Annotated in this window: 16 protein-coding genes; 1 reads left to right on the forward strand and 15 read right to left on the reverse strand. The window is 40.0% G+C overall.

The genetic code is table 11. The features are described from left to right. Positions 1–147: 147 nt before the first annotated feature. From ACXX53_RS18215 to ACXX53_RS18270, 12 genes are all read right to left on the reverse strand, one after another. Entirely contained in the window at positions 148–987 is an 840-nt protein-coding gene (locus tag ACXX53_RS18215; protein ID WP_458570110.1) for a hypothetical protein, read from the reverse strand. A gap of 323 nt (positions 988–1310) precedes the next feature. Beyond that, entirely contained in the window at positions 1311–2204 is an 894-nt protein-coding gene (locus ACXX53_RS18220; protein ID WP_458570111.1) for an AraC family transcriptional regulator, read from the reverse strand. Between the two features lie 186 nt (positions 2205–2390). Then, positions 2391–2777 carry a restriction endonuclease gene (locus tag ACXX53_RS18225; RefSeq protein WP_458570112.1) on the reverse strand — a complete coding sequence of 129 codons (387 nt, stop codon included), beginning with the start codon at positions 2775–2777 and terminating at the stop codon, positions 2391–2393. 28 nt (positions 2778–2805) lie between these two features. Continuing rightward, complete coding sequence (locus ACXX53_RS18230; RefSeq protein WP_458570113.1) at positions 2806–3306, reverse strand: winged helix-turn-helix domain-containing protein; 501 nt, start codon at positions 3304–3306, stop codon at positions 2806–2808. A 32-nt stretch (positions 3307–3338) separates the two neighbouring features. Further along, complete coding sequence (locus ACXX53_RS18235; protein WP_458570114.1) at positions 3339–4193, reverse strand: restriction endonuclease; 855 nt, start codon at positions 4191–4193, stop codon at positions 3339–3341. Between the two features lie 241 nt (positions 4194–4434). Beyond that, the gene (locus ACXX53_RS18240; RefSeq protein ID WP_458570115.1) at positions 4435–5352 is read right to left on the reverse strand and encodes a lipoate--protein ligase; all 918 of its coding nucleotides are present in this window, start codon (positions 5350–5352) and stop codon (positions 4435–4437) included. Continuing rightward, positions 5345–7039 carry a dihydrolipoyl dehydrogenase gene (lpdA, locus tag ACXX53_RS18245; RefSeq protein WP_458570116.1) on the reverse strand — a complete coding sequence of 565 codons (1695 nt, stop codon included), beginning with the start codon at positions 7037–7039 and terminating at the stop codon, positions 5345–5347. Before lpdA ends, ACXX53_RS18240 begins: the two co-directional genes overlap by 8 nt. 94 nt (positions 7040–7133) lie before the next feature. After that, positions 7134–7487, reverse strand: coding sequence for a carboxymuconolactone decarboxylase family protein (locus tag ACXX53_RS18250; RefSeq protein WP_458570117.1), 354 nt, complete (start codon positions 7485–7487; stop codon positions 7134–7136). 129 nt (positions 7488–7616) lie between these two features. Then, positions 7617–8048, reverse strand: a complete 432-nt coding sequence (locus ACXX53_RS18255; protein ID WP_458570118.1) for a MarR family winged helix-turn-helix transcriptional regulator — start codon at positions 8046–8048, stop codon at positions 7617–7619. Positions 8049–8139: 91 nt separating this feature from the next. Then, positions 8140–8937, reverse strand: coding sequence for an ABC transporter ATP-binding protein (locus tag ACXX53_RS18260; RefSeq protein ID WP_458570119.1), 798 nt, complete (start codon positions 8935–8937; stop codon positions 8140–8142). 14 nt (positions 8938–8951) lie between these two features. Beyond that, the gene (locus tag ACXX53_RS18265; RefSeq protein ID WP_458570120.1) at positions 8952–10007 is read right to left on the reverse strand and encodes a FecCD family ABC transporter permease; all 1056 of its coding nucleotides are present in this window, start codon (positions 10005–10007) and stop codon (positions 8952–8954) included. Beyond that, complete coding sequence (locus tag ACXX53_RS18270; protein ID WP_458570121.1) at positions 10007–11008, reverse strand: FecCD family ABC transporter permease; 1002 nt, start codon at positions 11006–11008, stop codon at positions 10007–10009. The genes ACXX53_RS18265 and ACXX53_RS18270 overlap by 1 nt, the downstream gene beginning before the upstream one ends. Before the next feature lie 143 nt (positions 11009–11151). Between ACXX53_RS18270 and ACXX53_RS18275 the strand changes: the two genes are divergently transcribed. Further along, on the forward strand, positions 11152–12132 hold the full coding sequence (locus tag ACXX53_RS18275; RefSeq protein WP_458570122.1) for an ABC transporter substrate-binding protein: 981 nt from the start codon (positions 11152–11154) through the stop codon (positions 12130–12132). A gap of 87 nt (positions 12133–12219) precedes the next feature. On the opposite strand, the gene ACXX53_RS18280 is transcribed toward ACXX53_RS18275, so the two are convergent. The 3 genes from ACXX53_RS18280 to ACXX53_RS18290 form a co-directional block, all read right to left on the reverse strand. Next, positions 12220–13017 carry a DUF2935 domain-containing protein gene (locus tag ACXX53_RS18280; RefSeq protein ID WP_458570123.1) on the reverse strand — a complete coding sequence of 266 codons (798 nt, stop codon included), beginning with the start codon at positions 13015–13017 and terminating at the stop codon, positions 12220–12222. A 164-nt stretch (positions 13018–13181) separates the two neighbouring features. Then, positions 13182–14120 (reverse strand): hypothetical protein, encoded by a 939-nt coding sequence (locus ACXX53_RS18285; RefSeq protein ID WP_458570124.1) that lies wholly within the window; start codon positions 14118–14120, stop codon positions 13182–13184. Between the two features lie 108 nt (positions 14121–14228). After that, positions 14229–14678 (reverse strand): VOC family protein, encoded by a 450-nt coding sequence (locus tag ACXX53_RS18290; RefSeq protein WP_458570125.1) that lies wholly within the window; start codon positions 14676–14678, stop codon positions 14229–14231. Positions 14679–14739 lie beyond the last annotated feature (61 nt).

A 14739-nucleotide genomic window follows, 5' to 3' on the forward strand; every position in this document is an offset into this window, starting at 1 on the left:
GCTCCATCGCTAACAATATATAGAATTCCACGAGCTTGAAGCATTAATCCATCCGCCTAAAGCGAACATACCACATCTCATCTGCCAACTATTAATATGACCAACTCTACCATGTTTGGATGAGTAATAGGAACATGAAATCCCCCCTCACATTTGAGAATGCCCCCCTAACGCGAAAAACTCATCCGAATTATAGCAAACTAAACATTTGCACCATTCTCCCAACTTCTTAAATAATTTATCATCTGACACTATTACATCATCTCTCGACATAAACAATGTATGGAGTATGTCTATCGTATCATTTTTTGCGCACTGCATTCCGTTTAGTTGTGACAGCGAGAAATGTAATTGCGAGCAAAAAAAATATTTATCTAAACTCTTATCATATTTTTCTAACGCTTTGAAGTACTCTGCGCTAGGCCGTTTTGTTTGTGAAATATCTTCGAAAAAATTAATAAATTGAACCTCTGCTAACATACTAACATAAGAGCATAATGTTTCATCTCCAAAAAGTTCTTGGTCTATATCTTTTCGATGATTTTTCGTTAGTTCCTGTCGCCATTCACTAATCCCCTTCATGGATTCATCAATTCCAGCCAGAGATAGATCCGAATCTAAGCTTTGAAAACTCTCCAATGTAAAATATTCGCTCTCTGAAATGTATATTTTCTTCGACATAACCTCTTCAAACGACTGACTATCTGCAATACATTCTGCCATTTCTCTAATCAACTTTCCCTCAACATCATTAAATGGAATTCGAAATGCTTTGTGCATCTTCATCTTATAACTATCCCAATCTATAAATATATTTGAATCCATAATGTTTTTTATTGTAATCTTTCTTGTATCGTAATCATCTAGCGAAATCCCTGATATTAATTCGAACATCGTAAGACTAGATGTATATATTCTATTTTGACTATAAGAAGCTATTTTTTTTGATTTTTTTCTTAACGATGAAGTGTCGAAATAAAACCGCATAAACTGTTCTCCTTTTATTCACGTGATTCTCCATTTGGGACCAACACAAAGGCTAACCCATCAAATGCTAACATTAGCTTCTAATGGGTCGATTTTCTCGTTCTATTAGCTTAAGTCCTTAAAATAAATAGCAGAACATTTAAGCGAACCTGCCACATCTCATTTTCGTACCATCAATATAACCGACTCCACATGTGTTGAGTTGATAGAATTGATGGCAATTTTCTAAATCGTGGTTGATAAATTAGATAACGTTATTTCTCAACAAAGTAGAGTTGCTAATTTTAATGTGGAACATTCTTATCATATTCCTTATTAGTTAACTATTTCTTTGGTTTGACCCTTAGCCATATTTCGCTCCAGCATATGCTACCGCAGCCATAATACAGTTCCAATTCATAGCCGTCAATCTTCTCATAATCGGCAGTCGGCAGCCATTCGGTGTATACTCGTTTGATAAGACTTTGAATAGCATTGCTTGTTCCTTCCACTATATGATTTTCAGTTCTGAAGATCGCCCATGTTGCGGCTGGAACAGTCACTTCCTTATATCCCTCCGCTTGGCTTTTACTTGTTTTGTAGGCGAATAGCATATAAGGAAACGTATTATCGCCTTCAACCGAACGGTAATCACAAATAGCATTGACCAAACACAAATTGTTCGGTGCCTCTGTAAGCATATTCGTAGATTTGATAAGTTTGTCGATTCTGCCGTCACTATGTGCCTCTTGCCAAAGTTTCGGTATGGAGCGGAAATTTTCGCCGTTATCAGCGGTCATGATACTTTCGACACCATAAACAATAAATGCTTCTTTTGATTCAATTCTGTAATTCATAGGAACAGCTCCTCTAACTGTTAGTAGGAAAGAGATTCGAGGATAGGCTGTGAGAACTACGCCATTATCGCGTGCTGACGACGGCGTTGTCCCATGAATATTGTTAAAGGCTCGTGTAAAAGCTTCCGGAGAGTCATAACCATACTTTAGCGCAAGGTCAACAATCTTAATGTTACTATTCTGCAACTCAAAAGCAGCAAGAGTCATCTTTCTTCGTCTGATATACTCGGATATGGAAACATCCGCTACTATTGAAAACACTCTCTGAAAATTGGAGTTGGAACAGCAAGCAATCCTTGCGGCTTGTGTCATATCAATATCCGCACAGAGGTTATCCTCGATATAGTCGAGCGCTTTATTCATTCTTTCAAACCATGTCATCTCGTTTCCCTCCCCTCTGATAACAGTTAATCAGATATAAAGATAATAATCCTTGCAGATTATAATCAAAAAATGCAAGTCCACCATTAGTTTCACAGTTTCGAGCCTCGACAATTCCACAGTTTAGATGCTAGGATAACGTATTTTCAAAAAAGTGTTTAGGATATCATCGTTCAATAGCTTAGGTTATTCCTCCGAGAAATAATCAAGATCTATTTTCTTTTCTTCATATATAGCGACCGTTGACACCCCAAGGTTGTAATCGATCATAAGCTGGGTAAGTTGATCACCGTCAATCAACACAACCTTATTATCGATGTAAGTTACGTATTCTCTTGCTTCTTTTGTAAAGCTGGATGTCGTGATGAATACGCCTTTTCGAGATTTCTGTCCCTGCAACGCACCAACAAACTTCTGAATTTCTGGCCTCCCTACTACACCTTCCCAGCGCTTTGCCTGTATGTATATTACGTCCAAGCCCAATCGATCTTCTTTAATAATTCCATCAATACCACCGTCACCACTTTTACCTACGGCTTTTCCTGCATCGGACATAGATCCTCCATATCCCATCCTAACAAGTAACTCTACGACTGCCTTCTCAAAGAACTGAGGACTTCCCGCTTTTAATCGCTGTAAAAGATCGAGAGCAAGCTCTTTGCGAATAAACTAGATAACTGTATTCAAGATTCTCACCAGGTGTACGTTGTTCCGAAATAATATCTTGTTGATCATCTGGCTGTTGATCACCATTAGTCTTGGCAGTATGGAATTCCATGAATTCGGGAAACTGACGGAGGTATGTGACATTGATAATACTAGGATTTGAGTTTAAGACATCAATTCCCTTTGCCGTTATCTTGCAATAACCACGGCGTGGGTCTTCAATCAGTCCTGCTTTCATTAAATAGGTACGGGACCAGCCTACGCGATTATCAAATATCGTTTGACGACCACTTGGCAGTTTCTCATCTACTTCTTCACTGGTTAGTTGGAAATGCTTCGCCAACATATCAATAGTTTCACGATGCTTATGCTCTTGTTGGTCGCTGACTTGCTTTAGGAAGGGGAGCATGATGGATTGAAAGTCGGGTATTGCCATAGTACGTTTCCTCCCTTATATCATTATCTATTTTATAAGGCTCTTGTATTACGACATTTCGGAAAATTACTGCAACCAAGGAATTCGTCACCTTGCTTATTCTTTCTTCGTACCATAGGAGCACCACACTTGCATGCCACTATCCTTGTAGCTGCGACTTCCTTTTTAGCTTTTGCAACCACAGACTTAGCTGCGGCTTCACTCTTCTTACTAGAACGTGGTTTCTTACTTGGTTGCCACTTGCTCCACGCCTTTAGCTTCTGCTCAATGAGTCCTCCATGCCAGTATTCCACCTTGAACTGCTCAGCTTCCTTCTTAGCTGGAGTTGTTAAGTCTGAAGTCGTAATAAGCAAAGATAGGATACAGTCATGGTTCCTTTTCGCAGCCACCAGCTCTCGTACTGTCTGAACTGGGACCATATTATGATCGGCATAGCACTTAGCTTGTACAGCAGTCTTCTCGCCACGTTTATCGATAATGACCAAATCAACGCCGCCATCATTGCCTCCAACCCCAACCTCATTAACAACATATCCTTGATCGCGGAAATATAAGGCGAGTAACCTTTCAAACTCAGCTCCAGACAAATCACTTAATCTGCTTGATAAGATGATTTCATCTGATCTGCGTCCTTTTGACGATCGTCTTGATTGCGTTTTTCCTGATTTGCTTGCAACTGATCTCCTATTTCTCTTATCCTTACGTCTTTTCCTTGTCCAAATAGCCCCAATGATTTCAGCTATGAGTACAGAGCCTATTAAGATTCCAAAGAAGAAGCCCCAGTGCAGTCCTGGTATATTGAAGTACAGAGCAAGTCCACCGATTATAAATATACCTCGCAGAATATATGCAATTTGCCTTCCTTCAGCGTAGTAAGTTCTAGCCATGTTGTGTCTCCTTCGTCATTTACTCTTCACTCTTCAAGGTTATATCCAACAATAATATCGGCTTCAGTAGCCAACTCTTCCTACTTTTGACCTATTATTCGACATGGTTGGACGCATGTCCTGCATTAAGCAAGGAAAAGCGCCACTATGATGCTCTTCCTAAATACCCAAACAAAAAAATAGACCGCCCCTGAGAAGGTTACGATCTATCTAGTCGTCGATATCGATTCAGCCGCCGCTCTTACAGAGTAAGAGTCAGCAAATCTTTTTCCATTACCTCATTAAAGTCCATTCCTATAAAACGGCTTTCAATTGCACGAAAATCCAAAATAGAGACGCTATCGGAAAAAATCTTCAATTCTTTTACACGCCCATGTTCAACTTGGAAAAAGGCCTGAATGTTGCCTATTGAAGTCCTCTTCTCAAGAGTCGCATTATATACAGGACTCTCTCCATAAATCCATCTATCATCCATATATCTCTGAATAAAGTCAGGCGATTTCTCTTGTCGGCTATACTTTACTAAGAAGGAGTGTTCACCGTAAATTTCTTTAAAGCTATCGATCAGCGCTTCGGAAAGGCTGGAGATAGAGATGTCATCGTTCAGCTCCTTCAGATTGACGACCCGGCTCTTGACCGAGGTGATTCCTTTGGATTCCAGCTTGAGCTTGGATGGTTTCAGTACTTTAGCAAGCATCGTCAAGTCCACGTCTACCATCATCGTTCCATGATGAAATGCATTCCCGTCTTCTTCATAGAAGGCATGGCCGGAGAACTTCTTACCTTCATGTGTCATATCGTTTCTTCCGGACCGTTCAACTTGAAGTCCAAAGCGTTCGACAGCTTTCTGGAGCACTGCTATTTGCTTCGTCAGATCTTCTTGTTCCTTCTTACATACAAATGTGAAGTTTAGATTACCTAGATCGTGGTAGACTGCTCCCCCACCCGATATTCGTCTGGCAATCTTGCCGCCATATCGCTTGATTTGCTCGATATCACACTCGATATACGGATTCTGATTTCTACCGATCACGACTGTTTTTTCATTTTGCCATAGATATAGCGTCACTTCACCGGGACGTGCGTCTCGGAACAGCTCCTCTTCCAGAGCGAGATTGAAATAAGGATCGTATTCCTGAGATATTACGATCTTATTCATGATAATGAAGCGCTCCAATACCTAAGCCTAATGCCGCTTCATGAATGGCTTCACCTGTTGTGGGATGAGCAAATATCGTATGAATAATGTCTTCCTCTGAGATCCCGTTATTGATGATGACAGTAAGTGTACTGATCAGAGCGGAAGCCTCAGGACCGATAATGGAAGCACCGACGATCTTACCGTTGTCAATATTTTTGATTAATTTGACAAATCCTTTTCCTTCTCTCATCGTCAGAGCTTTTCCGTTAGCTTGGAAAGGGAATTTGCTGATCGTAATATTCATCTGTTGACGCAGCGCTTGTTGTTCTGTCAGTCCAACGGATGCGATCTCAGGTGAAGTGAAGATCACGTTTGGTACCATATCGTAATTTAAGCTCGAAGGTGTCCCTAATATATGATCAATAGCTGCTGTTCCTTCATGGGAAGCAACGTGAGCCAACTGAATGCGGTTGGTGACATCGCCAATAGCATAGATATGATCTACAGATGTCTGCAAATGTTCATTAACGGCAATCCCTTTTCTATTTTCATTTAGCGCAACGCCAGCTTTATCGATATCCAGTCCTTCCAGGCTTGGTTCTCTTCCAATGGCGACTAGAACTTTTTCACTTGTCATAAACATCTCTGCGCCATCTTTTTCAAACATGACGACTGCATGGCCGTTCTGGTCCTTTTCGATTCTCGTCACTTTGGCTCCGGTATGAACTCCAATTCCTCGTTCAACGGCTATCTGTCGGATTTCTTCCGAAACGTCCTCATCCACCATAGTCAAGAGGCGGTCACAGTATTCGATCACATTGACCTGGATCCCGAAGTTGGAGTAGATAAAGGCAAATTCCATACCAATTACACCGCCGCCAATGATGGTGATCGATTGCATATTCTCCTTATGCTGCAGCGCCGATGTACTATTCAAGACAAAATCGTGTTCAATACCTGGCAGATTAATATTGGAGATCTTAGAACCCGTTGCAATTATCGTATTGGTCGCTTGAATGGTATATTCGTCTTTCCCGTTCTTGACCAGTACCTGCTTGCTGTCTATAAAGGATGCACTTCCTCGGATCACTCTTACCTCGTTCTTCTCCATCAGGTAGTCGATTCCCGAAACAAGCGTATCTTTGATTTTATCCTTTTGTTCGATGACCTTAGCCATGTCCATCTGTATATGTTCAACGGAAATTCCGAACTCTTCTGCATGCTTGAAGTTGTGGAATACTTCTGAAGATCGGATTAAGGCTTTGGTAGGAATGCAGCCCACGTTGAGACAGGTCCCGCCAAGCTGCTGCTTCTCTACAATAACGGTCTTCAGGCCATGCTTCGCTGCATAGATAGCGGCTACATATCCTCCAGGTCCTGCACCAATCACAAGAAGATCGGCCTCCACCTGTTCCTTCTTGCCATGAAGCAGCCCAGCAAAATAGTCCAATTTAGGCTTAGCAGCCTCACTTTGTTGGGTAGTCATTTTAAACAACACCTGACCAATCCCAATCTCCTGACCTTCTGAAACCATAATCTCATCGATTGTGCCTGCGTATTTCGATTTGAAAGGGGTGTTTCCCTTCTTACTTTCTAATTGCAGTAACTGTTGTCCAATCTCAACTTTATCTCCAACTGATACATTCATTTTCCCAATCTTCGATGTCTTCGCATGTCCGGAGAGCTGTTCGAGTTTAATCTCCAAGAGAGACGCCCCCTTTAGTTCATCTAGGTTAATGCCCGTGAGGCCTGCTTGTGAAAGCAGACCTCCCAATTCGGCATAGAAACTCTTGTGGTCGTTATTTGAAGTCCTTCTCAAATTCGTCGATAGAGTCCTTAAGCAGGGTCACTGAATATGCCATGCTCGGACCTCCGCCAAACGCTACTGCCACCATCGCAGCTTCGATGATCTGCTCTCGTGTTGCACCAGCTTCAAGAGCTTTGTAAACGTGAAACACGATACAGTACTCGCAACGGTTGTAAGCGGCAACTCCAATACTGATCAGTTCTTTCGTTTTGGTATCGAGAGCTCCCTCTGCATAAGTGGTTCCTAGCAAATTCATAAACGCGCCTACGTGTTCACTATTGGTTTCAGACAGGGTAGCCAGTCCGCTTGTAAAATCACTCAACATTTGTCTAACATCTTTCTTCATCTTCATCTCTCCCTTTCGGTTGTGAAATGTTTCACTTTATTAGCATAAAAGAAACTTTACACTGCAATGGTTGCTATGTAAAGTATCTATGTTTAAAGTATCACTTCGTATGAATATTGTCAACTTCGTTCATTGTTTATTCGATAGATTTCGAACCATTTTATGGAGCACCCCTTCAAATACAGCCAATTCCTCCTGTGAGATGCCTCGAGTAGCGTCATCATGAAAAGCTTGACCAATAGGGAGCAGCTTTGCTCGCAGCTCTTCACCTAGGGGTGTCAAGTGAACTCTAACAATCCTTCTGTCTTCAGCATCCCTAATTCTCAAGCACAGATTCTCTTTTTCCATGCGATCGATGAGCCTAGCAACCGACGATTCCTGCACGTTCATTTTCTGGGACAATTCCTTTTGGATAATGCCATCCCGTTCACCGATGAAAAATAGAGCCATCCACTGTACCCGAGTCACGCCGCTGTTCTCTATTCTGTTGTTAAACTCATCACTTATTTTTTTGGAAGCCGTATTCGTAATAAATCCGATGCAATCATTCAGATCAAACATAACATTCTCCTTCCACAGAATTAGCTGTTAATCATGAATTATATCATACAGGAGCTATTCCTCTGAATAATACTTGAAGTGGCTAGTTCACTTAAGAGATTTTACGTCCTTTTCCATAAGGAATACATAATGGTGTTCCAAAAATAGGGTCAGTCGTCATTTGACATTCTAGATCAAAGACATGCTTGACTAATGTAGTTGTCATGATTTGTTCAGGCCTTCCTTCTTGAAAGACGCCTCGATCTCGAACAGTTATAATATGATCAGCATACCGACATGCCAAATTAATATCATGCAGCACCATAACAATTGTTCGCTGTTGCTTCTGATTTAATTCAAATAGTAAATCTAAAACTTCTATTTGATGTGTTAGATCTAAATAGGTAGTGGGTTCATCTAATAAAATAATATCTGTATCCTGTGCAAGGGTCATGGCAATCCAAGCGCGTTGACGTTGACCACCTGAAAGCTCATCCACCGGTTTATCCTGTAAATGATCAACACCCGTTGCTTTTAATGCGTTTAACACTACCTCTTCATCTTTCTCTGTCCATTGCTTGCGCCAGCTTTGATGAGGATAGCGACCTTGTTTAACAAGCTGCAGTACGGTTAATCCCTCTGGTGCTACTGGTGATTGAGGAAGAATAGAAAGTTTTTTTGCTACTTGTTTAGTAGATAATTTAAAAATATCTTGACCATCTAATAATACAGAGCCGTTCTTAGGTTTTAATAATCGAGCAATTGAGCGTAAAAGTGTAGATTTTCCACAACCATTAGCGCCAATCAGCACAGTTATTTCATTCATCGGGATAGATAAATTTAGGTTTTCAATGATATTGGAATCACCATAATTTAGTGTAAGTGATTTGGTTTCTAAAGTTATAGTCATGCCATCTAACTCCTTTATTTTCTAGGGTTTCTAAATAATAAATAGATGAAATAAGGAGCACCAATGGCAGCCGTAAACACACCAGCTGGTACTTCTAAAGGGCTGAATACAGTGCGTCCAATAATATCTGCAATCATGACTAGTAAAGCACCAATCGCGGCAGATGTCGGAATTAGAACACCGAATGAAGGCCCTACAATGCGTCTCGCAATATGCGGTGCCATCAAGCCCACAAAGCCAATTGCTCCTGCAAAAGAAACAGCACTAGCTACTAGACTTGAACTCAAGAGTAATAAAAATAAACGAGTTTTTTGTACCGATTGTCCTAAACTAGCAGCTGTATCATCGCCCAATTCTTGGACATTTAACTGACGAGTACTAAAAAACGCTATAACTAGAAGAACTATGATCACTGGAACTATAATTTGAACTTGTTTCCAATCGGCACTTTTAACGCTCCCTGTAATCCACTTATTGGCTTCACTTGCTTGATAGATAGGACCGATAACCATCAGCATCGTCGTTATGGCTTGCATAAATGCAGAAACTCCCATACCGATTAATACAAGACGAGTGGGTGTTACACCATCCTTCCAAGCAAATAGGTAAACAATGACTCCAACGAAGGTTGCTCCGATAAAACCAGCAAGGGGTAACCATTCAATACTAACGGTTAAGGAATGATTGGAATCACTAAAGATGGCTAAAAAACCAACGACCGCAGCTCCGCCACCGGCAGAAATACCGATAATATCGGGGGAAGCTAGTGGATTTTTAATTATTCCTTGTAATATAGCTCCCGCCACTGCTAAAGCCATTCCAGCGAAAGCAGCAATAAAAATTCTAGGCATTCGGAATTCAACAATAATGAGTTGATCAAACTCAGAGCCTTTGCCGAACAAGGTTCGGATCACCGTTAGAGGATTAATAAATGAATCACCAAATGATGCACTAATGAAAAAGACAGCTAGTGTAATGATGCCAATAAAAGTGAGTTTTTTAGAAGCGTTTGCATCAAGTAAAAACGATATTTTATTTTGTAGTAAGCGTATTGTTCTTAACTGTTTCATTATTTTTTTCCACCTGTTCGCGCAAGGTAAATAAAGAATGGAGTACCAATCATGGCTGTCATTACTCCTACTGGTACTTCTTGAGGCATAATGATATAGCGTGCTCCCACATCGGCTAACAGTAAAAGAATGCCGCCTAATAGAGCAGCCATTGGGATTAGCCAACGATGATCTGTTCCAACAAACTTTCGCGCAAAATGGGGTACCACAATTCCGACAAACCCTATTGGACCAGCTATTGCAACTGACCCACCTGCTAATATAATGACAATAAGACCTACCATCAACTTCATCAATCCTAGTGGTAATCCTAGACCTCTCGCTACATCGTCCCCAAGAGCAAGAATATTCATTTTAGAAGAGATGAGCAGAGCGGCAATCCATCCAATGACTAAATAAGGTAGTACAGATAACAGAATTTCAATCTTTCTCCCTTGTACGGAACCCGCTAACCAAAACAATACTTGTTGGAGTTCTGCTTCGTTAGTTGCAAGTAATCCTTGGGTAAAGGAAGCAAATAATGCACCGATCGCAGACCCTGCTAAAGTTATTTTCAATGGCGTTACTGCATCTCGTCCTGCTGCGCTAATACCATAAACAGATAAAGCAGCTATTGCAGCTCCTAAAAAGGCGATCCATGCAAAGGATTGCAAATTGGAAACATGGAAGAAAATCATAGAGAAAACGACCGCGAAGCCAGCTCCAGCATTAATTCCTAATATGCCTGGTGATGCTAAAGGATTCTTCGTTAATGTCTGCATTAGCACGCCTGTAATAGCTAAGGATGCACCGACACAAGTAGCGATGAGTGCTCTTGGAATACGAACATTTTGAATAATAAGGTGCTCATTAGAATTATTAAACTGTGTAAAGGATTCAAATGTCGTTTGAATGGACGTATCTGCATATCCGCATACAATACTTATCCCCATACAAAGTAGTAGTAATATAGCTCCTACCATTAACCCTATTGTTTTTGAATAATTGTTTTTTAGAATCATATAAATTCATACTCTTTCTTTAAAAGGATTGACAGTAATTGATTCTTACCATATGATTAATCTCGTTCTTAAGTAAATGAAAGTGATTCTCATTATCGTTCGATCTGCATAAACATTCTATCATATACATAGGGGGAAGAAAAGTGAAAAAAGCATCTCGAAAACTACTCGTTTTGTTTGCTGTTGTCTCTATATTTGTTTTAGCTGCGTGTGGCAATTCTAAGGAAAACGCGAAAGAAGAAAGTTCTACTGAGAGCAATGCTTACAGTGTCGAGCATGCAATGGGGACAACTGAAATAAAAGACACCCCAAAACGTATTGTTGTTTTAACAAATGAAGGAACCGAAGCACTTTTAGCTTTAGGTATTAAGCCGGTTGGGGCTGTGCAAGCATTTTCAGGTGATCCTTGGTATGATCATTTAGAAGATCAGATGGAAGGTGTACAAGTTGTCGGATTTGAGGGTGAAATTAACCTTGAAAAAATCGCTTCTTTAAAACCAGATTTGATCATTGGGAATAAATTAAGACAAGAAAAGGAATATGAAAAATTAAGCAAAATTGCTCCCACCGTCTTCTCAGAGACATTACGAGGAGATTGGAAAGAAAACTTTAAACTATATTCAAAAGCGGTAAATCAAGAAACTAAAGGCGCGGAAGTCTTAAAAGCATACGAAGATAAAGTTCAAGCTCTTAAAGAAAAGCTTGGCGATAAAACGAACCAAGAGGTTTCAGTCGTACGCTTTATGGCCGATAAAACTAGAATCTACTATACAGATTCATTCTCAGGTGTCATTTTCGATTCTTTAGGATTCAAACGCGTACCAGAACAAGCGGCACTATTTAAAGATAATGCGAAATTAGGAAAGTTAGCTGTTGAGGTAGGAAAAGAAGTTATTCCTCAAATGGACGGAGATGTAATCTTCTACTTTACTTACACGCCAACAGGTGATGATGCAGCATTAGCTACTGAAAAAGAATGGACAGAAGATCCACTTTGGAAAAACCTAAGTGCCGTACAAAAAGGGAATGTCCATAAAGTTGACGATGTAATTTGGAACACTGCAGGCGGCATTATTGCAGCTGATATTATGCTCGACCAAATTGAAGACATATTTGTTAAATAAATTCTCCACTTAGTCGTAAAAGAAGCAGTGTCTTGTTCACACAGGACACTGCTTCAAAATATATCTATGCATCGCTATCGATTAGATCTACTCCTCGACTCTCGGGTGATCTGGATTGCACTTTGGATCAGGCACTAAGCCTAATTGCGCTAACTTTATAAGATAATAGCACTCTTCTCTCATCATATGATCTGGCATTAGCGGCGAGATTCGATCCAATACTTCGGCCGAAAGCTCCAAATCCTCCAGCTCTTTCAAAAAAGCCCTAAACAGGTTCATTTCCATATCAATGTCTGAATGAAATCTGCGGAATGCAGGGAAATCACTGAGCTGCGTTCTCATATACCCTGCCATTTCAATACTCTTCAAATAGAATTGTTGAAAATGCTCCTCAAATTTTTGGCTTTTTTGAATCAGTCTTTTCTCAACAAAGTCCAAATCGCTGGATATGGCTGCCGCGTGTCCTGCTGCATCAGGCAGCCACAGGAAGTCATGATGCAGGGCATCAAATTGCGGAACCTGTTTGCCTTCAAGCAAGCTATCGAGAATGCGTAGATACTCCTCAAGCTCATTGACCATATGATTGATGAAGGTAGGCGTTAGTGCAATCGTAATTTTTCCGAAGAGAAGGCGTTGGAGGATATTCAGTTTAAATTGTCGCAGGTTGGTAGTAAGCGAATAAGCCTGCTGGTTCAAAGGTCCAAGCTGCGAATCCGATTGTATATTTCGCGCTTGATGTAGAAGCTGATCGAATGCCTGTATAAACTGTTGTGCGGTTTGAATATCTGCCGTTTCTTTCGGGGAGAGCGTATTAAAAATGAATCTTGCGTGATCACCAAGAATCTGGAGCCAGAAACGATGTTCAAAAAGTTCGGCTTGTTCCAAACGGAGACCTCCTTTATTCGTTCTAACAAAGGTTTATGAGTAAATCACGAAATCATTACATTCTTCGCAATTCTTTCTCCAGGAACGAATAAGGTGCGGGTATTTCGCGCCCCATAACCGTCATACAAAAAAACTTTCATGAGCCAACCGCTCATGAAAGTTTTCTATGAAGAACTCTTGACTGTTCTGTACTTGTTGATATCTACATTCCAATCTTCAACTTCAATAGAAGCTGGGTCATTTGATTTATCACGATTTACATGATATGACAGATAGTTTATTTCTGCAATCCAATCATCATCATTTCTATGTATGATTTTGAATGCAAATTTCGGATCATAATACTTCTCTCCTAATTTATTTACAGCCTTGCCATCGTCATTTAGTTTCATAACATAACGATATGCCTCATACTTCTCATATTTATGTACTTCATGAAATGATTTTTCAAATGTGTAATACTTATCCATAATATCATAAGGTATGTAGTCGCAAATCAATTTGAGTACATCGTCTAATTTAATATCATGCTTATTCTCAACATTTGAAAGATTAATGGTTATATTGCTTATTATTCTATTAACTCCACCAGGAGCTGTTACTAATAACAAAGCATCCTCGTTCAACATTTTCCGATCCGTATCAACAACTTTAACTTTATCATAACCCTTCCAGAACTTTTTTGCCTCATTATAGTCACCATAAAATTGAGGATGACCCTTCATAGTCAGTAACTCCAGATCGGATAAATTCTCTTTCACTGCCTCTTGACTACTATTTTCTATACCATCATTTGGTGTAGCAATACTGACCATGAGCCCCGCACCGAGAAGAATGAATATGATTAATACAATAATTTTGTTTGTCTTATTGGGATTAGGCTTTGGAATAGGATTATATTCAAAAGTGTTATATTCAATCGGCTCATATTCAACCTGTACTTGCTCTCTATTAATTGAATCTACTTCGCATTCTTTACATATTTCTTCAAATGTTTTCTTTCCGCATTTTATACATATATTTTCAAATTGTTTAGAACCACAACTATCGCATTGCTCGACATCATCTGTAGCCCTTGTTCCACAGTATTCGCACTTCTTCATATGTTCTCCCTTCTAAGTCCAGATTCAATGGAATATGAATGTATACCATCCATATTGTAACACCTAGAAAGGAGAAGTGTGAGTGTGATCATGCGAAATCATGCATGTTTATTTTAGTCGATTATCATACATTAATTGAATTTGAATGCCAAACGGGTCCTCAATAATGCCGTATGCTTTGCTAAACACATTGCTGGATAAAGGCACAATGATTCGCACCCTATCATCTGTAGTCAAGCTCTTGTAAAAACGTTCAATTTCTTCTAAGTCCGCACTTTGAACACACAATGAGGTGTTGTTGCCAATTGCGTAATTTTCTTTGGGATCCATTGGATTTTCTGCCAGCATGACTTTTGTTTTTCCAATGGATAAGACGGAATGAGTAATATAATGCTTATTTTCATCCGTAAGCTGCAGAGAGCTGTCGCGTTTTGCCATGTCTTCATAGGTAACAAGCAACAATTCCTCTGCATTAAAATGCTTTTTGTAAAAATCGACAGCTTCTTTTGCTTTTCCATTCATGGATAAGAAAATAGCTACTTCCAGTGTTGCACTCATTGTATCAGTCTCCTTTTGTATCATGAGGTTAGGTAATATTGATGTATACCTTGAGCTTATT

Source organism: Paenibacillus marinisediminis (assembly GCF_054343325.1).

Coding starts and splice junctions, on each gene's coding strand:
- ACXX53_RS18285 (WP_458570124.1), bottom strand. CDS start 14,120: ATGAAGAAGTGCGAATACTGTGGAACAAGGGCTACAGATGATGTCGAG.
- ACXX53_RS18260 (WP_458570119.1), bottom strand. CDS start 8,937: ATGACTATAACTTTAGAAACCAAATCACTTACACTAAATTATGGTGAT.
- ACXX53_RS18220 (WP_458570111.1), bottom strand. CDS start 2,204: ATGACATGGTTTGAAAGAATGAATAAAGCGCTCGACTATATCGAGGAT.
- ACXX53_RS18265 (WP_458570120.1), bottom strand. CDS start 10,007: ATGAAACAGTTAAGAACAATACGCTTACTACAAAATAAAATATCGTTT.
- ACXX53_RS18290 (WP_458570125.1), bottom strand. CDS start 14,678: ATGAGTGCAACACTGGAAGTAGCTATTTTCTTATCCATGAATGGAAAA.
- ACXX53_RS18225 (WP_458570112.1), bottom strand. CDS start 2,777: ATGGGATATGGAGGATCTATGTCCGATGCAGGAAAAGCCGTAGGTAAA.
- ACXX53_RS18240 (WP_458570115.1), bottom strand. CDS start 5,352: ATGAATAAGATCGTAATATCTCAGGAATACGATCCTTATTTCAATCTC.
- ACXX53_RS18255 (WP_458570118.1), bottom strand. CDS start 8,048: ATGTTTGATCTGAATGATTGCATCGGATTTATTACGAATACGGCTTCC.
- ACXX53_RS18215 (WP_458570110.1), bottom strand. CDS start 987: ATGCGGTTTTATTTCGACACTTCATCGTTAAGAAAAAAATCAAAAAAA.
- ACXX53_RS18235 (WP_458570114.1), bottom strand. CDS start 4,193: ATGGCTAGAACTTACTACGCTGAAGGAAGGCAAATTGCATATATTCTG.
- ACXX53_RS18230 (WP_458570113.1), bottom strand. CDS start 3,306: ATGGCAATACCCGACTTTCAATCCATCATGCTCCCCTTCCTAAAGCAA.
- ACXX53_RS18250 (WP_458570117.1), bottom strand. CDS start 7,487: ATGAAGAAAGATGTTAGACAAATGTTGAGTGATTTTACAAGCGGACTG.
- ACXX53_RS18270 (WP_458570121.1), bottom strand. CDS start 11,008: ATGATTCTAAAAAACAATTATTCAAAAACAATAGGGTTAATGGTAGGA.